The organism is Stakelama pacifica, from assembly GCF_004361835.1.
GTDB classification, from domain to species: domain Bacteria; phylum Pseudomonadota; class Alphaproteobacteria; order Sphingomonadales; family Sphingomonadaceae; genus Sphingomonas; species Sphingomonas pacifica.
Genome location: NZ_SNWD01000001.1, coordinates 29944 through 50094 on the forward strand (window position 1 = coordinate 29944; position 20151 = coordinate 50094).

The following is a 20151-nucleotide window of genomic DNA, read 5'->3' on the forward strand; positions in this document are numbered from 1 at the left end:
CAACGGTCCGGCAAAACCGCACCCGTTCCGGCGTTTAGGGACAGAGGATGCGGCAGTCAGGAGGGAGAAGGCGATATGATGAAACCGGTCTGGATGGGAGCGAGCCTTTTCGCGCTCGCACTGTCGGCAAGCCCTGCATTCGCGCAGGACGCGGCCGGCGCGAATGACGATATGGCGACGCCCGAGGCGCAGGATGCCGCGCAGGATATCGTCGTGGTTGGCACCGCAGGCGCGGGCACCCGGCGGCAGGACGCGGCCTTTGCGGTGACTTCGCTCGATGCGCAGGCGATTGCCGAGGCAGCACCGGCGAGCACTGCGGACATCCTGAAAATGGTGCCGGGCGTTTCGGTCGAAAGTTCGGGCGGGCAGAACGGCGCGAATATCTTCGTTCGCGGTTATCCTTCGGGCGGCGATGCGCAGTTCGTGACGTTCCAGTCGTCGGGCGTGCCGATCTTTCCGCCGCCGACCTTGTCCTTCCTCGAAAATTCGCAGCTGATCCGGATCGACAATACGGTCGAGCGGATCGAGGCGGTGCGCGGCGGCACCGGATCGCTGTTTTCGAACGGTCAGCCGGGCCTGACGGTCAATCTGGTTCAGCGCGAGGGCGGGCGGACGCTTGCCGGAAAGATGCAGGGCAGCATCACCAATTACGGCGAATATCGCGCCGACGGCTATGTTTCCGGCCCGCTGGACGAGGACACGGGCTTCATGGTCGGCGGTTTCTATCGTCAGGGCACCGGTGTGCGCGATCCGCAGTTCGATTCCGAAAAGGGCGGGCAGATCACCGCCAACATCCGCCATGATTTCAGTCCGGACAGTTCAGTGCTGCTCTATGCCCGCTATCTGAACGATCGCGGTCAATGGCTGCTTCCCGTGCCGGTCATTCAGGACGGCAGCGATATTTCGGCCTTTCCCGGGTTCGATCCGAATGACGGCACGCTGGCGAGCGAGGATGTGCGCTACACCACGCTCAATACGGGGCAGCGAGTCGATCTGGCGCGCGGGCGCGGCGCGAAAATCGTCAATGTCGGCGCCAATTTCAATTTCGGCCTTAGCGATAGTTTGAGCTTTCGCGACCGGATCGGCTTTCTGGGCGGCAGAGCGTTCACCACCGGGCTGGTCCCTGACGGTCCGCCGACCAGCGCGCAGGCCTATGCCGAGCGGCTGGGCGGCGCCGGATCGGTGATCGGGTCGCTCACCTATGTCGATGGCGGGGCGGCGGTATCGCCCGATCAGCAGGTCATTCAGGCGGGCATCTGGACCGTCGACAAAAAGATCAACAGCGTCGTCAACGACGCCTCGCTACAGCTGGAGACGGGCAGGAACACGCTTACCGGCGGCTTTTATTACGCCAATTATTTCACCCACGACATGTGGAATCTCGGTAACGGCATGATCCTGACTGCCGAGGATAATGCGCGGCGCATCAACCTGACCTTTGCCGATGGGCGCGTGGCGACGCGCGACGGCTTCATGCAGGGATCGTTCTACCTGATCGATGCCGCCTATACGGGCGAAGATGTCGCATTTTACGCAGTCGATGAGTTTCAGGTGACCGACAAGCTGCGCATCGACGGCGGGCTACGCTGGCAAAAGCACCGGATCGAGGGCTATGTCGTTCAGCCGGTGACGGTCGACAGCGATAATGATCCCAATACGCTGTACAATAATAACGATGCACAGCGCGGTACCAGCCAGACGCCGATCGATTATTCCGAAGACAAATGGTCCTATACGGCGGGCGTCAATTACGATCTGACCTCGCAAATCGGGTTCTTCGGGCGCTACAGCAAGGGACACAGCTTCCCGCAATTCGACAATCTGCGCGAGGGCGTCACCGATATCGCGTCGGTCGATACCTGGGAGGGCGGCCTGAAGGTTTCGACCAATATGGTGAACCTGTATGCAACGCTGTTCCATAACAAGTTCGAGGGGCTTTCGAGCGTTCAGTTCCTGCCGGGCGGCAATGTCGCGCAGGTCGGGGGCGCAAAGGCGACCGGTGTCGAGGTCGAGGGTGCGCTGCGCCCGACCAGCTGGTTCTCGCTCAACGGATCGCTGACCTATCTCGATGCGACCTATGAGAATTTCTTCTCCGCCGGGGTGGATCAGAGCGGCAACCGGGTGCAGCGTCAGCCGAAATGGCAATGGCGGCTTATGCCGACGCTGAAGCCCGATTTCGGCGGCGTGAAGCCGACCATCTATGCCACGCTGCAATATTATGGCGACCGCTTCTCCGATCCCGAAAACCAGCAGCTGCTGCCGTCTTTCTATCAGCTTGACGCGGGCGTGTCGGTGAAGGTGATGGACCGGATCGACCTTCGGGTTACCGGCACCAATCTGACCAACGAAATCGGGCTGACCGAGGGCAATCCGCGCGTGATCGGATCGCAGGGGACGGGAGCGATCCTTGCCCGGCCGATCCTCGGGCGGTCGTTCACTTTCTCGGCGGCCTATTCCTTCTGACGCCGTGGCGCTGCGCCTGTCGTTATGGCGAGAGGCGCAGCGACGAGGCGATCCGGCGGTGTGCGTGACGCTGCTGGGTTGCCGCGCCCTTGGGGGCTCGCGATTGTTGCTGTGGTCCTCGCAAGGGGGGGCAGACGATGACGGCCCCGGCCTTCGCCGGGCGACGATTGTGTGAATCGCGGTGCTGACCCTATGCGTCGCCCCGGCGGAGGCCGGGGCCCTTGCCGTATGGCGCTATGGCGCCGCGGAGCGGCGTGCTGCGCGGTTGCGGGCGGAGCGGCGCTCAGGATAGCCTGACATTGGCACCATAGGTTCGATCAACACAGGCCGGGATTATTTCTCCGCACCGTCCGGATCGAGATCGGGATAGCGCGCGAGCAGCGCACTGGTGACGCCGTTGGTCCAGCCGAACCCGTCCTGCAACGGATATTCGCCGCCGCCGCCGGGCAGCCGTTCCTCGACATCATATTTTTCGAGCATCTTCCCGGTCCCGGAATAGGTGCGCGCGACGGTGTCGATCCAGCGCGCGGCAATGTCATGCGCCAGCGCGCGATGGCCGTAGCGGGCGAGGCCGTCGATCGCGATCCATTGCAGCGGCGCCCAGCCATTGGGGCTGTCCCATTGCTGCCCGGTACGGTTGAGCGTGGTGCGCAGCCCGCCCTGCGCGACCAGCTTCGCTTGCGTGAGCGCGGCGACTTTCCCGGCCTGCGCCGGCGAGGCCATGCCGACGAACAGCGGATATAGCGTCGCGGCGGAGAGGGTGGGCGTCGGGGCGGCGGCCACACGGTCCCAATCGGCATAGCGGCGCTCGCCTGCCTGCCACAGATATTTGTCGACTGCCTTGTGCCGCTTCGCCGCCGCCTGCGTGAAGTCGCGGAAACAGGCGTTGTCGCCGCTGTCGCGGCATCCGCGCGCGATGCGTTCCTCCATGGCGTAGAGCAGCGCGTTGAGGTCGACGGGAACGATATCGGTGGTGCGGATCGTGGTCAGCGCTTTCCCGTCGCGCAGCCAGCGCGAGCTGAAGTCCCAGCCGCTTTCGGCGCCCGCCCGCAGGTCGCGATAGGTTTGCGCGGCGGGCCGGTCCGTGACCTTCGCCGCGGTGGCGCGATCCTCGGCAAAGGATTCATCGCGCGGCGTGTCGCGTTCGTCCCAATAGCGGTTGAGGCGGCTGCCGTCGGGCATGACGACGACATTGGCGCACGGTTTCGCCCGCGTCGCGCACGCAGCGCCCGCCATCCAGTAACGATATTCGGTGCGCAGCGCCGCGAGCCGTTTTGCCTTCACGGCGCTGTCGTCGCTATCCGACAGGTCGAGCATCAGCGCGAAAAAGGGCGGTTGCGACCGGCTGATATAATAGGTCCGGGTGCCGTTGGGGATATGGCCGAACCGGTCGATCAGGCTGACAAAATCGTCGAGCATCGATTCGACCAGCTTCTGCTCGCCATCGACCTTCAGGCCGAGCATCGTGAAATAGCTGTCCCAGTAATAGATTTCGCGAAACCGCCCGCCGGGCACGATATAAGGTTCGGGCAGCGGAATCTTTGATCCGCCGGCGACCTGCGGCTCGGGCTGGCGGACGAGCTGGGGCCAGAGCGCGCGGATATGCGCGCGAAGCGGCAGCTGACGCGTGTCGTTGACCCCCGGCACGGTGAAATTGGCGAGCACGAAGCGGCGCAGCGCTTCGGTATCGCCGGGCGGGGAGCGGCGATAATCGGCCATGATCGCATCCGGCGCACGGTGCGGCACGGCATCGGCGAACGCCTTGCCATCGTCGAAAACATGCGCTTCCTGCACCCGGACGAACAGTTCGCCATAGAGATCCGCCGGGGTAAGCGGGCCATTGGCGGCGAGCGCGAATGCCAGCCCCAACGCCAGCAGGAACCGCCCCCGACGATTGGCAGGATGATGGTTCGCCGTCATTTTCCCCTCCGGACACAGATCTCGTTTTGACCCGGATCATCCCGGGCATCGCCTGTACAGTCAAGATCGGGCACCTCGAAGCCTTGCCGGACTGTGCAGATGTCGCATCGATGGCGCGATGCGCGGCCGTTATTCACGGGCGTCGGTTCGCATATTGACGGTCCGTAAGCAGAACAGATACGTTGCAACATATCATATCTGGAGAAGTGAAGTTGAAACCCAGTCGGTTCGCCACCCTTTTGGCATCGGGCGCCGCCAGCGCGCTGTTCGCCGTTCCCCCCGTTCATGCCGATGAAGGCATGTGGACGTTCGACAATTTTCCCGCCGCTAAGGTTAATGCCGAATATGGCACGGATATCAATCAGGCATGGCTCGACCATGTTCGCGGCGCGGCGGTTCGCCTGTCGGTCGGTTGTTCGGCATCGACGGTCAGCGATTACGGGCTTGTCCTCACCAACAATCATTGCGTCGTGGGCTGCGCGCAGAATCTGTCCTCGTCCGATGACGATTATTATACGCATGGCTATACCGCGAACGGCCTGTCGGAAGAGCGTAAATGCCCCGGCATGAACGGCGAAATCCTGATGTCGATCAGTGATGTCACCAACCGCGTGACCGCCGCCGGTGCCGGCAAGAGCGGCAGCGATCTGGTCAAGGCGCGTAATGCGGTGACGAGCCGGATCGAAGAGGAAAATTGCGGTGACGATCCCAAATGGCGGTGTCAGGTCGTCAATCTTTATCATGGCGGCCAGTATAAGCTGTACAAATATCGGCGCTATTCGGACGTGCGGCTGGTATTTTCGCCCGGCGTGCAGACCGCGTTTTTCGGCGGCGATCCGGACAATTTCAATTTTCCGCGCTACGATCTCGATAGCGCTTTTGTGCGCCTGTACGAAAATGGCAAGCCGGTTGCGACGCCCGACCATCTGGTCTGGAACCCGGCACCGCCAAAAGCGGGCGAGCCGGTCTTCGTCGCGGGCAATCCCGGCGGCACCGACCGGCAGCTTACCGTATCGCAGCTGGAAACGCAGCGCGACCTGACCCTGCCGATCACCGCGCTGCAATTGTCCGAACTGCGCGGCCGCCTGATCCGGTTCAGCGAGGAAAGCGCCGAGCATAAGCGGATCGCGCAGGACCTGCTGTTCGGATTGCAGAACAGCTACAAGGTCTATTTCGGGCGGCTCTTTGCGCTGAAGGATGAAAGCTTCATGGCGAAGAAGCAGGCCGAGCAGACGGCGCTGCGGCAAAAGGTCGCTGCACTGGGGCCGAAGCTGCCGAAGGATTTTGGTACGCCATGGCAGACGATCGATACGGCGCAGTCGTCGGTCAAGGCGATGTACCTGCCCTATCGCTTTGTCGAGGGGGGCCCGATGGGTTCGGAACTGTTCGGCTATGCCCGCGAACTGGTGCGGGCAGCGGCTGAGCGCGAAAAGCCGTCGGCCGACCGGCTGCCCGGCTATGCCGATGCCGATCTGCCGCGCCTGCAAAAGAGCCTGTTCGACGAAGTGCCGGTGCATGCCGACCTGGAGGAAGTGACGCTGGAATTCTGGCTGTCCAAGGCACGCGAATATCTGACCGCGGATTCGCCCGAGACGAAGCTGTTGCTGGGCAAGGAAAGCCCGGAAAGTCTCGCTGCGCGGCTGGCTACGTCGAAGCTGGGTGATCCTGCCGTCCGCAAAGCGCTGTATGATGGCGGGATGGCGGCGATCAAAGCGTCGGACGATCCGATGATCCAATATGCGCTGCGCATCGACCCCGAAGCGCGCAAGCTGCGTTCGGCATGGGAGGAACAGGTTTCGGGCCCGCTGACCACGGCATCGGAAAAGATCGCAAAGGCACGTTTCCTTGCGCTGGGCGACAGCATCTATCCCGACGCGACCTTCACGCTGCGTCTGTCTTACGGCAAGATTGCGGGCTGGACCTATCGCGGGACCGAGGTGCCGCCGTTCACGCACTTCGCCGGACTATATGAGCGGGCAACGGGGCATGAGCCGTACAAGCTCGACCCGCGCTGGATCGCGGCGAAGGATAAGCTCGACCTGTCGACCATCTTCGACATTTCGACCACCAACGACATTATCGGCGGCAATTCGGGATCGCCGCTGATCAATGCGAAGGGCGAGGCGATCGGGACGGTGTTCGACGGCAATATCCACAGCCTTGGCGGCAATTACGGCTATGATGCAAAGCTTAATCGTACCGTTGCCGTATCGGCGGCCGCGATCAATGAAGCGCTGCGCAAGGTCTATGGTGCAGACGCCATCGCCGATGAGCTGACGGGCAAGCATAAACCTTCATAAGGAGTGCGCGGGCGGGGCCACAGCGTCCCGCCCGGCGCTTTCGAAGGTTAAAGATCGGCCTCGTTGATCGGATCGATCGCGAGAAGCAGGCGTTTCTGGCCGCTGTCGCCGAGCGGCGGCGAGCGATGCAGGATCGTCGGTTCGTCGGTGAGCAGCCGCCCCTTGAATATCCCGACATCGCCGGGGCGGAGCGTTCCGGTGGGTTGCTCGCTTCCGCGATGCGTCCATTGGGTGCCCGGCCCGACGAGCGGCGTCAGCAAGCGGAACGTCACATAATCGGCGTGGAAGCGTCGGCAGGCATCGGTTTCGATCACTTCCAGCCGGATGCGCAGCGTATCGGCGGCGGTCAGGTCGGCGAAGCGCCGGGCCAGCGCGACGATCTCACCCGCCAGCGCGACGCGGTTATCGGGATAGCCCGCCGTTTCGAGCAGCAACGGCAGCGCAGCTCCAAGCGTCGCTACCTGCACCGCCGAGTCCACATCGTCAATCGCCCGCCAGTCGAGATCGGCAAGACCGGCAAGCGGTGCGGGCAGGGGGCGACGCCACACCGCGAGATGGACCGCGCCTTCGCGCACCGAGTTTAGCGCCGCTGCGTCCTCCGCCTCGATGACGGGCGAAACGCCGAGAAGCGTGTCGGCGATCATGCCATCACCTCCGCCTGCGGTTCCCAGCTGGGGAAGTGATCGGGAAGATCGGCCCAATGCTGCGGCGTGAAAGCCTGCGCGGGCAGGAGGCATGCATCGAGCCTTGCGCGGATATGCGCTTCGTCCATGCCGATCCCGATAAAGACCAGTTCCTGCCGCCGGTCGCCCCATTCGCTGTCCCAATGCTGTGCCACGAAGCGTTCGAACCGGTCATCGTCAGGCCAGTGATTTTTGGGCACCGATCCCCACCAGCGGCCCATGCGCGCGGTCATCACCTGCGCGCCTGCCACCGCGAGTTCGCCGACCCAGTCGGGGCGGGTGGCGATCCAGAAATGGCCCTTGGCGCGCACGACATGGTTGAGGCCGCCATCGGTCAGAAATGCGCGGAACTTCTCCGGTTCGAACGGGCGGCGGGCGCGATAGACGAAGCTTTCAATGCCATATTCCTCCGTCTCCGGCTGATGACTGGCATAGCCGTAGAGTTCCTTTGCCCAGAGCGGATGCTGGCTTGCGCGTTCTTCATCGAAAAGGCCGGTGTCGAGCACAGCGTCGAGCGGTACCCGGCCACGGTCACAGGTGAGGATGCGCGCATCGGCGTTGAGCGAGGCGACGAGCTTCTTCACCACGCCAAGCTGATCCGCCGATACCGAACTCGCCTTATTCACGACCACGACATCGGCAAATTCGATCTGTTCGACCAGCAGCCCGACCAGACTGCGTTGATCGTCTTCGCCCAGGCTTTCGCCGCGATCGACGAGGAAATCCTCGCTCGAATAATCGGCGAGCAGGTTCATCGCGTCGACCACGGTGACCATGGTGTCGAGCCGCGCGACATCGCCCAGCGACTGCCCCGCTTCGTCGCGAAAGGAAAAGGTCGTGGCGACGGGCAGCGGTTCGGAAATGCCGGTGCTTTCAATGACCAGGCTGTCGAAGCGGCCAGCCTCTGCCAGCGCGCGAACCTCCTGCAACAGATCGTCGCGCAAGGTGCAGCAGATGCAGCCATTGGGCATTTCGACGAGCGTTTCCTCCGACCGGGCAAGCGTGGCATCGCCGCCGCGCACCAGATCGGCGTCGATATTCACTTCCGACATGTCGTTGACGATCACCGCGACGCGACGACCCGAGCGATTCGAGAGGATGTGATTGAGCAGTGTGGTCTTTCCCGCGCCCAGAAAGCCGGAGAGCACGGTAACGGGTAGGCGGTCATGAAAAAGCATGTCTGTCCCTGATGCATGATACAATATATCATTATGTAGCGTATCGATGATCGAGCGTCCAGAAGGTTGCGAATGAACCGCGCCAGCGGGCGTCTCGCGTCCAATGCGACCGGTATGCGGTAATTGCATCGGATTCATGATTTGCTAATGATATTCGTTCGCAGTAATAGGGGCTGGCCGAATGCCGAGGAGGAGCCGTTCATGGCCTATTTCGAACCCGTCACGCCCGCCGATAGCGATGATGTCGTGGTGGAGGCGCTACGATGCTATTGCGCGAACCGGCGTGCGCACCTTGCAATCCTGCCCTCGATGCTCGCTTTTGCAGAGCGCAGGCAGTTCGGCGCCCATGCGATGATCGCGCTGACCAGCGTATTCGAGCTGGCCGAAGCGTGTCTGGGCCGCCCGCTGGAGGCCGAAACGGATCAGGATGCGCCGTTGTCGAGTGATGAACAGGCGATGCTGATGCTGCTCGCCAGTGTCGGCGATGTCGGTGCGTATTGTGGCAGCGCCGCGCTCCCGCACGGGCTGCCGGGCACGCTCGCCTGGGCGGTGCGGACCGCCAACCGGCTGTGCGGCCGGCGCTGCATCGACATGGCGCTGAGCCCTTCTGCCTGTCCGTTCGACGGCTGATATTGTACGAAGCGGAGACCAGTTCTTTATGTATGCCTATCTCGACCGGCGATGGCCGGAGCTTGCCGACGCGGACCGGTTCATGCTCTCGGCCATGCGGCAATGGGTGACAGCCGCGCGTCAGGGCAAATGTCTGTGCGCCACGCTTATCGCCGGATTCGCCGCGCGCCGCGCCACGGATGCGCTGCGCGACTTTGCGGGCGCGATGGCGATACTGGATCGCAGCGGGACGATGCGGTTCCGTTTCGCGCCGCCCTGTTGCGTCCGGATTACCGATGACGAAGCCCGGCTGCTCGCGCTTTTCGCGCTGGGGCGCAGCGGGGAGAGCTACCGGCTCTGGCAGGTTTGCGCGACGCTTGTTTTCGACGAAGCGGTCGCGTCGCTTCACGTAGCGGTTGAGACGGTCGGCGCCGTGCTTATAGAGGACCCCGCATGAACATGGAGTGCCTTTTGCCTGATACGATTCCTGACAGTCCCGCGTTCCATACCGTCGCGGTGACAACGGTCCGTCATTGGAACGACCATCTCTTTTCCTTCTCGGTCGAACGGCCGGGCAGCTTTCGCTTTCGTTCGGGCGAGTTTGTGATGCTCGGTCTGCCGCAGGACGGGGGCAAACCGCTGCTGCGCGCGTATTCGATCGCAAGCCCGGCATGGGCCGATGAGCTCGACTTTCTGTCGATCAAGGTGCCGGGCGGTCCGCTGACCTCGCGCCTGAAATCGGTTCGTCCCGGCGATCAGCTGTATCTGGGGCGCAAGCCGACCGGTACGCTGGTCGCCGATGCGTTGCTGGGCGGCAAGCGGCTGTTCCTGTTGTCCACCGGAACCGGACTGGCGCCGTTTCTCAGCATCGCCCGCGATCCCGAAATCTATTCGCGGTTCGAACAGGTGGTGGTGGTGCATTCGGTGCGGCGGGTGAGCGATCTTGCCTATCATGATCAGCAGACCGCCTTATGGGCCGACGATCCGCTGATCCACGAAGAGGCAGCGGTGCAGTTTTATTATGTGCCCACCGTGACGCGCGAGCCGTTTCACACGACCGAGCGGATCGGAACGCTGGTGGAGAATGGCGGATTGTTTCCGAACACGCTGGACGGGCCGCGCCGGTTCGATCCCGAACAGGACCGGATCATGCTTTGCGGTTCGATGGCGATGATCCGCGAAACCTCCGCGATGCTCGAAAAGCTGGGCTTTGTGGAAGGCTCCAATTCGCGACCGGGAACCTATGTGATCGAGCGCGCTTTTGTCGATTGATTGTGCGCGGCCATGGTGGAGACGCCATGGCCCGCAGCTTTGTAGCGCACAGCCACTATCCCAACAGTATAGTGTACCGTCAGACCATTTAAAATTTAGATAATGTCGATTCAGGTATTGCTGCGTAAGTTAGCTTTCAGGGTAAATGAACCGCACTGCTGATAGCTATTGAAAACCTCTGCTCCGGCGCAGAATTTCCGATTTATTTGAAAAAAATCCTGATAAAATAGCTGCTTTGCGAAGTGCGGTACAAAAAGTTCCGCAGAGCACCGTGCATTACGTATATCCTCTACAATAGTTCCCGGAACCCGATCGGTGGTTCTGTACGGCGAATTGCCAGAACATGAGAGGGTATTCCTGTGAACTGCGCGGGCAATAGTTGGAAATCACTTGAAAATCTGACCATCTCCGAGGTCCGGGATGCAACCGAAGCCTTGCGCGCGCTGGTCCGGTCGGAAGGCGATATCGAAATCGACCTGCGGCCCGTTGAGGACATCGACACCGCAGGGGTCCAGCTGCTGGTCGCGCTGCGTCGAAGTGTCGAACGCGCGGGAAAATCGCTTCGCATCCATGCGAACCATAACGGCGCGCTTCAAAAAACACTGATCGGCATCGGCCTTCTGACGGCCGAGGGAACAACTCGCAGCGCCGGAGAGCAGCTGTGGGCGGGCTATATTGAAGAAGGGGCAACTCCGGCATGAGCAAAACGATTTTGACGATCGACGATTCCCCGTCGGTCCGTCAGCTGGTCGCACTGACGCTTTCCACCGCAGGCTATTCGGTGATCGAGGCAGGAGACGGTGCCGAGGGATATGAGAAGGCGACCACCAACCGCGTCAATGCGGTCATCACCGACCTGAACATGCCCGTCATGAACGGGCTCGATTTCATTCGTAAATATCGCGCGCATCCGTCGAGCGCGGGCATACCGATCATCTTTCTGACAACCGAATCCGATGACGCACTGAAGACCGAGGCACGCGCCGCCGGTGCCACCGGCTGGCTGGTGAAGCCGTTCAAGCAGGATCAGATGCTCGCGATTATGCGAAAGGTCGTCGGCGCATGAGCCGGCCTGACCCCGCCGAAACCTTTCGGCAGGAGGCGCGCGACCTTCTTGAGGCGCTCGAGCAGGCGCTGCTCGATCTGTCGGAAGATCATGGCGATCGCGAGCTGGTCGATACCGCGTTTCGCGCGCTTCACACGCTCAAAGGATCGGGCAGCATGTCCGGTTTCGATGAAGTGGCGGCCTTCGTCCATGATTTCGAAACCGCATTCGATCGCGTTCGCAAGGGGCTGGCCCCGATCAGCGATGCGCTGGTCCGGATCGCGCTGAACGCGAAAGACCATGTCCAGTTGCTGATCGCCGAACCCGGCGTCCATGCCGCCGCCGGGATGCCGATCCTCGCGGCACTTCACGCGCTGGTCGCTGAAAATGGCGTGGCCGCGCCTCCGCCGGGCGACGCCGCTATGGCGCGCCCCGCCAAAACTGTAGCGGAAGACGGTTCGGCAAGCGGATGGCGAGTTCGTTTTCGCCTGCCCGGCGATGCGATGGCAATGGGCACCAATCCGCTGTTGCTGCTCGAAGAGCTTCGCGATCTTGGTCCGTGCGAGATCGTGGCGGATGACGAGGCGGTGCCGCCGCTCGACGATTTCGACCCGCTGGTCATCTATCTGGGCTGGGACGTGACGCTGCGTGCCGATGTGCCGCGCGAAGCAATCGAAGATGTGTTCCTGTTCCTGCGCGACGCAATGGAGCTGTCGATCGATCCGCTGGCCGATGAACGCGCTGAGGCCGGGAGTGACGGTGCGGACGAGCCTGCCGACGTTCCGGTCGAACGAGCCGCGCCTATAAAGGCTGCGGCTGCATCCGCGTCGAAAAGCGGGGGCGCATCGCTGCGCGTCGCTGCCGAACGGCTCGACGAACTGATGGATTGTGTCGGCGAGCTCGTCATCGCGCAGGCGCGACTGTCGCAGATCGCCGGCCATAGTCAGGATGTCGGCCTCAGCTCGGTTGCCGAGGATATCGAACGGCTGGCTGCGACGCTGCGCGACACGACGATGAGCGTTCGCATGGTGCCGATCGGCAGCCTGTTCGGACGATTCCGACGGCTGGTCCATGACCTTGCCGACGATCTGGGCAAGGAAGTCCAGTTCGTCACGATGGGCGAGGAAACCGAGCTCGACAAGACGATGGTCGAACGGCTTGCCGATCCGCTGGTCCATATCATCCGCAACGCGATCGACCACGGCATGGAAAAGCCCGACAAACGGCTGGCCGACGGCAAATCGACATGCGGTACGGTCCGGCTGACCGCGGTACATTCGGGCGCGGAAGTCGCGATTTCGGTGTCGGACGACGGCGCCGGGCTCAACGCGCAGCGCATCCGCGCCAAGGCGGAAGAGGCGGGGCTCATTACGCCCGAGGCGCGGCTGTCCGACCATGAACTGTTTCAGTATATCTTCCACCCCGGCTTTTCGACCGCGCAGGAAATCACCTCAATTTCGGGGCGCGGGGTCGGCATGGATGTCGTGAAGCGCGCGATCGAAGGATTGCGCGGCACGATCGAGCTGACCAGCAAGGCTGGCGAGGGGACGAAGGCGACGCTGCGCCTGCCGCTCACCCTGGCGATCGTCGAAGGGATGCTCGTGCGTGTCGGCGACGGGCGCTACGCCATCCCGCTATCGGCGGTGGAGGAATGCCTCGAACTGCCTGCATCGGAAGTGGCGGGGACGAGCGGGCGCAACTTCCTCGACGTGCGCGGCACGCTGGTTCCCTATCTGCGCCTGCGCGAGATGTTCGGCACCGATGCGCCGCCCGATCTGCACCAGAAGGTGGTGATCGTCGGTTCGGGCGATCTTCGCGTCGGGCTGGTCGTCGATCAGATCATCGGAAATGCGCAGACCGTCATCAAGTCGCTGTCGCGGCTTCATGCCGGGATTGGCACCTTTTCGGGCGCGACGATCCTGGGCGACGGCGAGGTCGCGCTGATCCTCGACGTGGCGCAGCTGGTGAGCTCCGCCGAACAACAGCAACGCCGCGTATCGGGGCGAAATCTGGGGATTGCAGCATGACCGAGACGCTTCTCGAAACCGAGGCTGTATTGCGCGGCGCAAGCCGTCCCGCGCTCACCTTTGCGCTTCAGGGCGAAATTTTCGCGATCGACGCGGATACGGTGCGCGAAATCCTCGACATGCCTGCGATCACGCGGGTGCCCAATGCTCCGGCCTTCGCCAACGGGCTGATCAATGTGCGCGGCCGCGTCGTGCCGCTCGCCGATCTGCGCGTGACCTTTGCGATGGACCGGCCCGAACCCGATGCCGACACGCGCATCATCGTGATCGAGACTTTGCTCGACGGTGAGGAGAACATCCTCGGCATCGTGGCGGACAAGGTCCTCGACGTTTGCGACCTGGAAGATGTCGCGATCGAGGATGCGCCGCAGGTCGGTATGCGCTGGCACCCCGAATTCCTGCTCGGGATCGGCCGCTATGCCGGAGACTTCGTAATCCTCCCGAATATCGGCCAGATTTTTGCCGATCACCTCAACTCGCTGAACCGCGAAACCAACTGAACCTTTAGGAAAAGGTAGAGCCATGAAGATGACCCTCAAGCTGAAACTGGCGGCGGCATTCTCCGCCATCCTGTTGCTGACCGCCATACTCGGCACGGTCGGCATCATGAAAATGGGCGCGATCAACGATAAGTCGACGGAGATCGCGAGCAACTGGATGCCGAGCATCGATGCGATCCATAGGCTGAATACCGAGACGTCGAACGTTCGGGTGAAGGAATATCGCCATGTGATGCAAACTACGCCGGACGGCATGCGTCAGGCGGAGGAGCAGATGGTCCCGATTTTCGCCAAGATCAATGCTGGCATGGAAAAATACGAAAAGCTGATCTCTTCGGAAGAAGAGCGGGGCATTTTCAACCAGTTCAAGGAAAAATGGGCGCGCTATCTGCAGGATCACGAGCAGCTTCTCGCCATTTCGCGCTCGAACCAGAATGAGGCGGCTACCGAAAAGCTGGGTCAGATGACTCAGTTGTTCGACAGCGCCCAGGCGGATCTGATCAAACTCGTCGACATGAATGTGTCGGGCGGAGACACTGCCAGCAAAGAGGGCGACCAAACCTATACCAGTGCCCGCTTGCTGTTCATCGGCATGATGATCGCCGCTATGCTGGTCGGCATCGGCGCGGCAATCCTCGTGACCCGCAGCGTTATGAAGCAGATCGGCGGCGAACCTGACTATGCCCGCGATGTGATGCGCGAAATCGCAGCTGGCAATCTGACCGTCGACGTCGAAACGAAGTCGAACGATCGCCATAGCCTGCTCGCCGGAACGCGCGACATGGTGGCGAAGCTGCGCGACGTGATCGGTGAAGTGTCCGGTGCAGCACGCAATGTCGCATCGGGCAGCGAACAGATGGCCGCCGGTGCCGAACAGCTCTCGCAGGGCGCGACCGAACAGGCCGCATCCACTGAGGAAGCGTCGAGCTCGATCGAAGAGATGGCGGCGAATATCAAGCAGAGCGCTGACAATGCGGCCCAGACCGAGGAAATCGCACGCCAGTCCGCCGCCAATGCGGAAGTGTCGGGCAAGGCGGTGGCCGAAGCCGTCGCCGCGATGGAAACGATCGCTGACAAGATCATGATCGTGCAGGAAATCGCACGTCAGACCGATCTTCTGGCGCTCAACGCAGCGGTAGAGGCGGCACGCGCCGGTGAACATGGCCGCGGCTTCGCGGTGGTGGCAGCCGAAGTGCGCAAGCTTGCCGAGCGCAGTCAGGCAGCGGCGCAGGAAATCTCCGGCCTGTCGGGCAATACGGTGAAGGCGGCGCAGAGCGCGGGCGAAATGCTCTCCAAGCTGGTGCCGGACATCCGCAAGACCGCGGAACTGGTCGCTGAGATTGCCGGTGCGAGCAACGAACAGAATGTCGGTGCCGCTCAGATCAATCAGGCGATCCAGCAGCTGGACAAGGTGACTCAGCAGAACACCTCCGCATCGGAGGAAATGTCCTCGACCGCCGAGGAACTGTCGAGCCAGGCCGATCAGCTCAATAGTGCGATCGCTTATTTCCGGGTCGCAGGCGGCGATAGCCCGAACCGTGCGCCCGCGCGGGCCGCATCGGGTAGCGCTGCCCGCAATCCGGTCGGTGCGATGCACGCACGGCTGAAATCGGCAGCGTCCACCATGCGACCGAATGGCGGCGGCTTCGACCTCGATATGGGTGATATGGGGGACGAAACCGACCTTCAGTTCAGCCGGAACCGCGACGCGGCCTGACAGAGGAAGCGCATATGGCCGACTCGGCACAATATGTAACGATGGGCGTGGCGGGCGAATGTTTCGCCCTCCCCGTCGAGCGGGTGCGGGAAATTCTGGAAAATCGCCAGGTTTCCCGCATGCCCCACGCGCCGGCAGGCTTTCTGGGCCTGATCGATGTGCGCAACCAGAGCGTGCCGGTGTTTGACCTCAGGGTGCAACTCGGGTTCGAAAATGGCGAGGACAATGACGCGACCCGCATCGTCGTCCTCACCATGGTTGCCGAAGATATGGGCGAAATGGTGGTGGGGTTGAAGACTGACCGGGTCTTTGAAGTCACTGTGCTCGACGATGACGGTGCCATCGATCCGCCGCCTTCGGTCGGACCGGCAGGCAAGACGAAATGCGTGCTCGGCCTTGGCCGGCGCAACGGCGCGTTCGTGAAGCTGCTCGACATCGACCGGCTCTTTTCCACTCAGCAGATCGGGGCGATCGGCGACGGCCAGAGCCTCGCCGCCTGATCCCGCCAAGGCGACACCTATGTCCACCGCCCTTGCCAGAGCCCGGCCCCACGGCGCTTCGTTCGAATCCGAACTCAGCGCAGCCGATTTTTCGCGCGTCGCCGCATTGGTCAGCGACCATACCGGCATCAAACTGCCCGCCGCCAAGCGAGTCATGGTGGAGGGTAGGTTGCGGCGGCGTGCGTCGTTGTGCGGTTTCGCCACGGTATCCGATTATTGCAGCCATCTGTTCGATTCCGGCGGGCTCGATCAGGAATTTCAGCACCTCGTCGATGTCGTCACGACCAACAAGACCGACTTTTTCCGCGAACCCGGCCATTTCACGTATCTCGAAGAGGTGATCGTGCCGACTCTGATGGGAAAGGCGGCAGTACGGGGAAGCTCCGGTCGAACGATCAAATTGTGGAGCGCGGCAAGCTCGAACGGTGCCGAAGCCTATACCACCGCCATGGTGATGGCCGATCTTGCCCGCAATCACGGCGGGCTGCGCTATGCCATTTTGGGGACCGATATCTCCAGCGCGATGATCGATCAGGCGCGGCTTGCCATCTATCCGCAGGCGATGCTCGATCCGGTATCGGACGAACGGCGCAAACGTTATGTGATGGTCGAACAGGGCAAGGGCGCTTCGGGCCGTGCCCGCATCGTTCCCGAACTGCGTCGGCAGTGCAATTTTCAGGCGATGAACCTGATGGACGATGTCTATCCCTATGATCACGACGTCGATGTCATCCTGATGCGCAATGCGCTCATCTATTTCGAAGCGGATGTTCAGGATGCGGTGGTCCGGCGTTTATGGTCGCATTTGCGGCCCGGAGGTCACCTGATGCTCGGTCATTCGGAATCGATGATCGGCACGCGCGCAGGCCTGCCCCAGGTAAGCAATGCCGTTTTTCGTAAAGGGGGCGCGTAACAGTGAACAGCATGACTCCGGATTTCCCGCCGGTGCGGGGACGAAAGAAACGCATTCTGATCGTCGATGACTCCGCAGCGGTGCGTCAGGCCCTGAGCTCCATCATCGAAAGCGATCCTGCGCTGGAAGTGATGGGCGTCGCGGCCGATCCCTATGTCGCCGCGCAGCGCATTCGCGACGAGGTGCCCGATGCAATTATTCTCGATATCGAGATGCCGCGGATGGACGGGCTGACCTTCTTGCGCAAGCTGATGGCGCAGCGGCCGATTCCGGTGGTGATTTGTTCGACGCTGACCGAGGACGGATCGAGCGCGATGGTCGCGGCATTGGAGGCAGGCGCCGTCGATGTCATTACCAAGCCCCGCGTCGACACCGCGCACGCATTGCACGAGGCGACCCTGCGGATTTGCGACGTGGCGCGCGCCGCCGCGCATGCAAGGCCCGCGCGCGCCCGCGCTGCCGCAAGACCGGTGAAGGTGGAGGCGAAGCTGAGCGCTGATGTCATGTTGCCGCCCGCGATGCGTGCGACTGCGCGACGAGGCGCATCGGGACCGCTGGTCTGTATCGGCGCATCCACCGGCGGTACCGAAGCGCTGCGCGAAGTGCTGATGGCGCTTCCCGCCCAGTGTCCGGCAACGGTGATCGTGCAGCATATGCCGGAGAAATTCACCGCTGCCTTTGCCGGCCGGCTGAACGGCATCTGCGCCCCGCATATCAAGGAAGCGGCGGATGGCGACGCGGTCGTGCCGGGGCAGGTGCTGATCGCGCCGGGCGACCGCCATCTGCTGCTCGAACGGCTCGGCTCGGGCTATCGCGTGCGGATCAAGGAAGGGCCGCGCGTTTCGCGCCATCGCCCCTCGGTCGATGTACTGTTTCGCTCGGCTGCGCAGACGGCGGGCGCATCCGCCCTGGGCATATTGATGACCGGCATGGGCGATGACGGCGCGCACGGCCTGCTGGAGATGCGCAATGCGGGTGCGTTGACCATCGCGCAGGACGAAGCCTCCTGTGTGGTTTTCGGCATGCCCAAGGCGGCGATCGATCTGGGCGGGGCGGCCCGGGTGACAGCGCTTCATCGTATCGCCCGGGAAGTTATGGATTTCGCTGCTCGATCAAGTCTGGAAACGCAATGAAGAACGAACCGATTTCGCAGCCGGATGCGGCGCCGCTCGACCCTGCGGCTTCGATTGCGCTTGGCCTCGCAACGCAGCTTGCGCAGAGCTGCGCGACGATTGAATCGCGTTTTTCGGGCACGGGTGACCGCCTGACCGAATGCGCGATGCGCCTGAACGAAGTGTCGGCCGCGCATGAAGGACTGCCGGGCGCACTGGACAGTGCGGATTTCGCGAGCGCTGAAGCCAGCCTCGCCTCGATATCGCGCGAACTGGCGCATTTCGGGGAAAGCGACGGCAGCGAGGATACCGCGATCGTGGAGTTGCGCGATCTTGCCGCGCGTATGGGCGAACCGCTGGTCGAATTGCGCAGGGTCATGCTGCTGCTCGAAATCATTTCGGCCAATGCGGGGATATTGGCGGCGGAATTGTCCGGCACGAACGGCGAACTGAGCGCCTTTACTGGCGACATGGTCTCGCTGGCGCATGGCGCGCTGAACGGGATTGCGGGCTTCGAACATCTGCGTCTGGCGTTGCTGAGCCAGTTGACGGGCGCAGCGGCGGCGGGCGATCGCTTTGCCCGGACGCATGCCGATACGCTGACGCATGTTCGCGAACGGCTGGACGGCCATGTCGAGGCGATCCTGCGCCATCGCCGGTCCGGCGGAGAACAGTATTCGGACAATGCGGCGGCGACGCGGCGGATTGCGGCGCGCGTTGCCGATGTCGTGTCGGCGATGCAGATCGGCGATATTACGCGCCAGCGGATCGAGCATGTCCAGCAGGGACTGGAGCGGCTTTCCGAGCAGCTGCAACCGCAGGCGGAGACCGGCGACGCAGCGGGGGATACCGGCGACGACACCGACGCCCGGCGCGCGGCGACCGCTGCCCGGCTGCGCAGCCTGCAACAGGCGCAATTGCGCAGCGCGATCGAGGAATTCGGCGAGCGTACCGGCTTTATCGCCCGCTCGCTTCCTGAGCTTGCCGCCGATACCGAACAGGTGCTCGCCGATGGCGACCGGCAGGCGCGCGCGCTCACCGATACCAGCAGCGACACGCTGACCGCGATGCTCGAAGATCTTCGCAAGGTCCGCCGCCTGTTCAGCGATTTCCGCGCGGTTCGCGGGGAGGCCGACCGCATGTCGGCAGCGGTGGCCGAGGGAATCGAGAATATGGTGGCGCAGTTGCGCACGATCGACCGGATCGAACGCCAGATCCGCGTGCTGAGCTTCAACATGGCGGCGCAGTGCAACCGGCTGGGCGAGGAAGGGCGCGCGATGATGGTGATTACTCAGCAATTGCGCGAACTGGCCATCCGCACCGAACAGGCGTCCGAACTGGTGCGCGCCAATCTGGGCAAAGGTGCCGAGGCAGCGGTCGGTATCGCGGGTGCGAAGGCGCGCAGCGAAAAGCTGAGCGAACTCGACGGCGCGACCGAGGACGCCATCACCCGGATCGAAGCGGCGAGCGAGGAAATGCGCGGCCATGCCCGCACGCTGAGCGAGCGCGGGCCGGGTGCGCTCGATATTTTGCGTAAAGCCGCCGATGCCGCTCAGACGCTGGATGAAGCCGAGGCGGCGTGGAATCAGGTACTGCACGAACTGGAAGCCGGGCAGGGCGCCGCGCCTGAGGCGGATGCGGAAATCGACCACATCCTGTTCGCCGATCTTCGTCGCGCCTACACGATGGACAGCGAACGGCGCATTCATGATGAGATGATCGGCGGCGGGACGAGCGGCACCGATAGCGAAGGTAATGAACCCGCTGTGGCGGCCGACGACAGCGACGACGATTTTCTCTCCGCGCTATTCTGAGCTGACGGAGGAGGAGAGGCGGGGCTGGCGCCTGCCCGAGGCACGGCCCGCGTCGATCGACATGTGTGTGGAGGCCGAGCCGGAATCGAATTAATAGA

General features: G+C 62.8%; 17 protein-coding genes. 14 read left to right on the forward strand and 3 right to left on the reverse strand.

All coding sequences use genetic code 11. From position 1 onward, the window contains the following. Positions 1–75 precede the first annotated feature (75 nt). Positions 76–2463 (forward strand): TonB-dependent receptor, encoded by a 2388-nt coding sequence (locus tag EV664_RS00110; protein ID WP_133493682.1) that lies wholly within the window; start codon positions 76–78, stop codon positions 2461–2463. Between the two features lie 333 nt (positions 2464–2796). On the opposite strand, the gene treF is transcribed toward EV664_RS00110, so the two are convergent. Beyond that, a complete protein-coding gene (gene treF / locus EV664_RS00115) occupies positions 2797–4383 on the reverse strand; it encodes an alpha,alpha-trehalase TreF (RefSeq protein ID WP_133493683.1) in 1587 nt (528 codons plus the stop codon). A 212-nt stretch (positions 4384–4595) separates the two neighbouring features. Here treF and EV664_RS00120 point away from each other — a divergent pair, with 212 nt between their 5' ends. Then, a complete protein-coding gene (locus EV664_RS00120; RefSeq protein WP_211338430.1) occupies positions 4596–6683 on the forward strand; it encodes a S46 family peptidase in 2088 nt (695 codons plus the stop codon). A gap of 47 nt (positions 6684–6730) precedes the next feature. Here the strand turns inward: EV664_RS00120 and EV664_RS00125 are convergent, their stop codons facing one another. Together EV664_RS00125 and EV664_RS00130 are read right to left on the reverse strand one after the other, a co-directional pair. Beyond that, a complete protein-coding gene (locus tag EV664_RS00125; protein WP_162848740.1) occupies positions 6731–7327 on the reverse strand; it encodes a DUF1826 domain-containing protein in 597 nt (198 codons plus the stop codon). Then, positions 7324–8544, reverse strand: coding sequence for a GTP-binding protein (locus tag EV664_RS00130; protein ID WP_133493685.1), 1221 nt, complete (start codon positions 8542–8544; stop codon positions 7324–7326). Before EV664_RS00130 ends, EV664_RS00125 begins: the two co-directional genes overlap by 4 nt. Positions 8545–8745: 201 nt before the next feature. Here EV664_RS00130 and EV664_RS00135 point away from each other — a divergent pair, with 201 nt between their 5' ends. The 12 genes from EV664_RS00135 (at position 8746) to EV664_RS00190 (ending at position 20053) form a co-directional block, all read left to right on the forward strand. Continuing rightward, positions 8746–9174 carry a hypothetical protein gene (locus EV664_RS00135; RefSeq protein ID WP_133493686.1) on the forward strand — a complete coding sequence of 143 codons (429 nt, stop codon included), beginning with the start codon at positions 8746–8748 and terminating at the stop codon, positions 9172–9174. A 28-nt stretch (positions 9175–9202) separates the two neighbouring features. Beyond that, a complete protein-coding gene (locus EV664_RS00140; RefSeq protein ID WP_133493687.1) occupies positions 9203–9610 on the forward strand; it encodes a hypothetical protein in 408 nt (135 codons plus the stop codon). Positions 9611–9612: 2 nt separating this feature from the next. Further along, a complete protein-coding gene (locus EV664_RS00145; RefSeq protein ID WP_229668065.1) occupies positions 9613–10425 on the forward strand; it encodes a ferredoxin--NADP reductase in 813 nt (270 codons plus the stop codon). A gap of 359 nt (positions 10426–10784) precedes the next feature. Continuing rightward, complete coding sequence (locus tag EV664_RS00150; protein WP_211338431.1) at positions 10785–11126, forward strand: STAS domain-containing protein; 342 nt, start codon at positions 10785–10787, stop codon at positions 11124–11126. Continuing rightward, positions 11123–11491 (forward strand): response regulator, encoded by a 369-nt coding sequence (locus EV664_RS00155; protein ID WP_133493690.1) that lies wholly within the window; start codon positions 11123–11125, stop codon positions 11489–11491. The genes EV664_RS00150 and EV664_RS00155 overlap by 4 nt, the downstream gene beginning before the upstream one ends. Further along, a complete protein-coding gene (locus EV664_RS00160; protein ID WP_133493691.1) occupies positions 11488–13497 on the forward strand; it encodes a chemotaxis protein CheA in 2010 nt (669 codons plus the stop codon). The genes EV664_RS00155 and EV664_RS00160 overlap by 4 nt, the downstream gene beginning before the upstream one ends. After that, on the forward strand, positions 13494–13997 hold the full coding sequence (locus tag EV664_RS00165) for a chemotaxis protein CheW (RefSeq protein ID WP_133493692.1): 504 nt from the start codon (positions 13494–13496) through the stop codon (positions 13995–13997). The genes EV664_RS00160 and EV664_RS00165 overlap by 4 nt, the downstream gene beginning before the upstream one ends. Before the next feature lie 22 nt (positions 13998–14019). Next, a complete protein-coding gene (locus EV664_RS00170; protein ID WP_133493693.1) occupies positions 14020–15714 on the forward strand; it encodes a methyl-accepting chemotaxis protein in 1695 nt (564 codons plus the stop codon). Between the two features lie 14 nt (positions 15715–15728). After that, the gene (locus EV664_RS00175) at positions 15729–16214 is read left to right on the forward strand and encodes a chemotaxis protein CheW (RefSeq protein ID WP_133493694.1); all 486 of its coding nucleotides are present in this window, start codon (positions 15729–15731) and stop codon (positions 16212–16214) included. A gap of 19 nt (positions 16215–16233) precedes the next feature. Further along, on the forward strand, positions 16234–17127 hold the full coding sequence (locus EV664_RS00180; protein WP_133493695.1) for a CheR family methyltransferase: 894 nt from the start codon (positions 16234–16236) through the stop codon (positions 17125–17127). 11 nt (positions 17128–17138) lie between these two features. Then, on the forward strand, positions 17139–18260 hold the full coding sequence (locus EV664_RS00185) for a protein-glutamate methylesterase/protein-glutamine glutaminase (RefSeq protein WP_133494175.1): 1122 nt from the start codon (positions 17139–17141) through the stop codon (positions 18258–18260). Next, positions 18257–20053, forward strand: a complete 1797-nt coding sequence (locus tag EV664_RS00190; RefSeq protein ID WP_133493696.1) for a methyl-accepting chemotaxis domain-containing protein — start codon at positions 18257–18259, stop codon at positions 20051–20053. The genes EV664_RS00185 and EV664_RS00190 overlap by 4 nt, the downstream gene beginning before the upstream one ends. Positions 20054–20151: the final 98 nt, after the last annotated feature.

What these genes read in the sequence shown, in the direction of transcription:
- EV664_RS00175 (WP_133493694.1), top strand. Translation starts at nt 15,729, where the DNA reads ATGGCCGACTCGGCACAATATGTAACGATGGGCGTGGCGGGCGAATGT.
- treF (WP_133493683.1), bottom strand. Translation starts at nt 4,383, where the DNA reads ATGACGGCGAACCATCATCCTGCCAATCGTCGGGGGCGGTTCCTGCTG.
- EV664_RS00190 (WP_133493696.1), top strand. Translation starts at nt 18,257, where the DNA reads ATGAAGAACGAACCGATTTCGCAGCCGGATGCGGCGCCGCTCGACCCT.
- EV664_RS00135 (WP_133493686.1), top strand. Translation starts at nt 8,746, where the DNA reads ATGGCCTATTTCGAACCCGTCACGCCCGCCGATAGCGATGATGTCGTG.
- EV664_RS00160 (WP_133493691.1), top strand. Translation starts at nt 11,488, where the DNA reads ATGAGCCGGCCTGACCCCGCCGAAACCTTTCGGCAGGAGGCGCGCGAC.
- EV664_RS00180 (WP_133493695.1), top strand. Translation starts at nt 16,234, where the DNA reads ATGTCCACCGCCCTTGCCAGAGCCCGGCCCCACGGCGCTTCGTTCGAA.
- EV664_RS00110 (WP_133493682.1), top strand. Translation starts at nt 76, where the DNA reads ATGATGAAACCGGTCTGGATGGGAGCGAGCCTTTTCGCGCTCGCACTG.
- EV664_RS00125 (WP_162848740.1), bottom strand. Translation starts at nt 7,327, where the DNA reads ATGATCGCCGACACGCTTCTCGGCGTTTCGCCCGTCATCGAGGCGGAG.
- EV664_RS00130 (WP_133493685.1), bottom strand. Translation starts at nt 8,544, where the DNA reads ATGCTTTTTCATGACCGCCTACCCGTTACCGTGCTCTCCGGCTTTCTG.
- EV664_RS00165 (WP_133493692.1), top strand. Translation starts at nt 13,494, where the DNA reads ATGACCGAGACGCTTCTCGAAACCGAGGCTGTATTGCGCGGCGCAAGC.
- EV664_RS00155 (WP_133493690.1), top strand. Translation starts at nt 11,123, where the DNA reads ATGAGCAAAACGATTTTGACGATCGACGATTCCCCGTCGGTCCGTCAG.
- EV664_RS00170 (WP_133493693.1), top strand. Translation starts at nt 14,020, where the DNA reads ATGAAGATGACCCTCAAGCTGAAACTGGCGGCGGCATTCTCCGCCATC.
- EV664_RS00145 (WP_229668065.1), top strand. Translation starts at nt 9,613, where the DNA reads ATGGAGTGCCTTTTGCCTGATACGATTCCTGACAGTCCCGCGTTCCAT.
- EV664_RS00140 (WP_133493687.1), top strand. Translation starts at nt 9,203, where the DNA reads ATGTATGCCTATCTCGACCGGCGATGGCCGGAGCTTGCCGACGCGGAC.
- EV664_RS00185 (WP_133494175.1), top strand. Translation starts at nt 17,139, where the DNA reads ATGACTCCGGATTTCCCGCCGGTGCGGGGACGAAAGAAACGCATTCTG.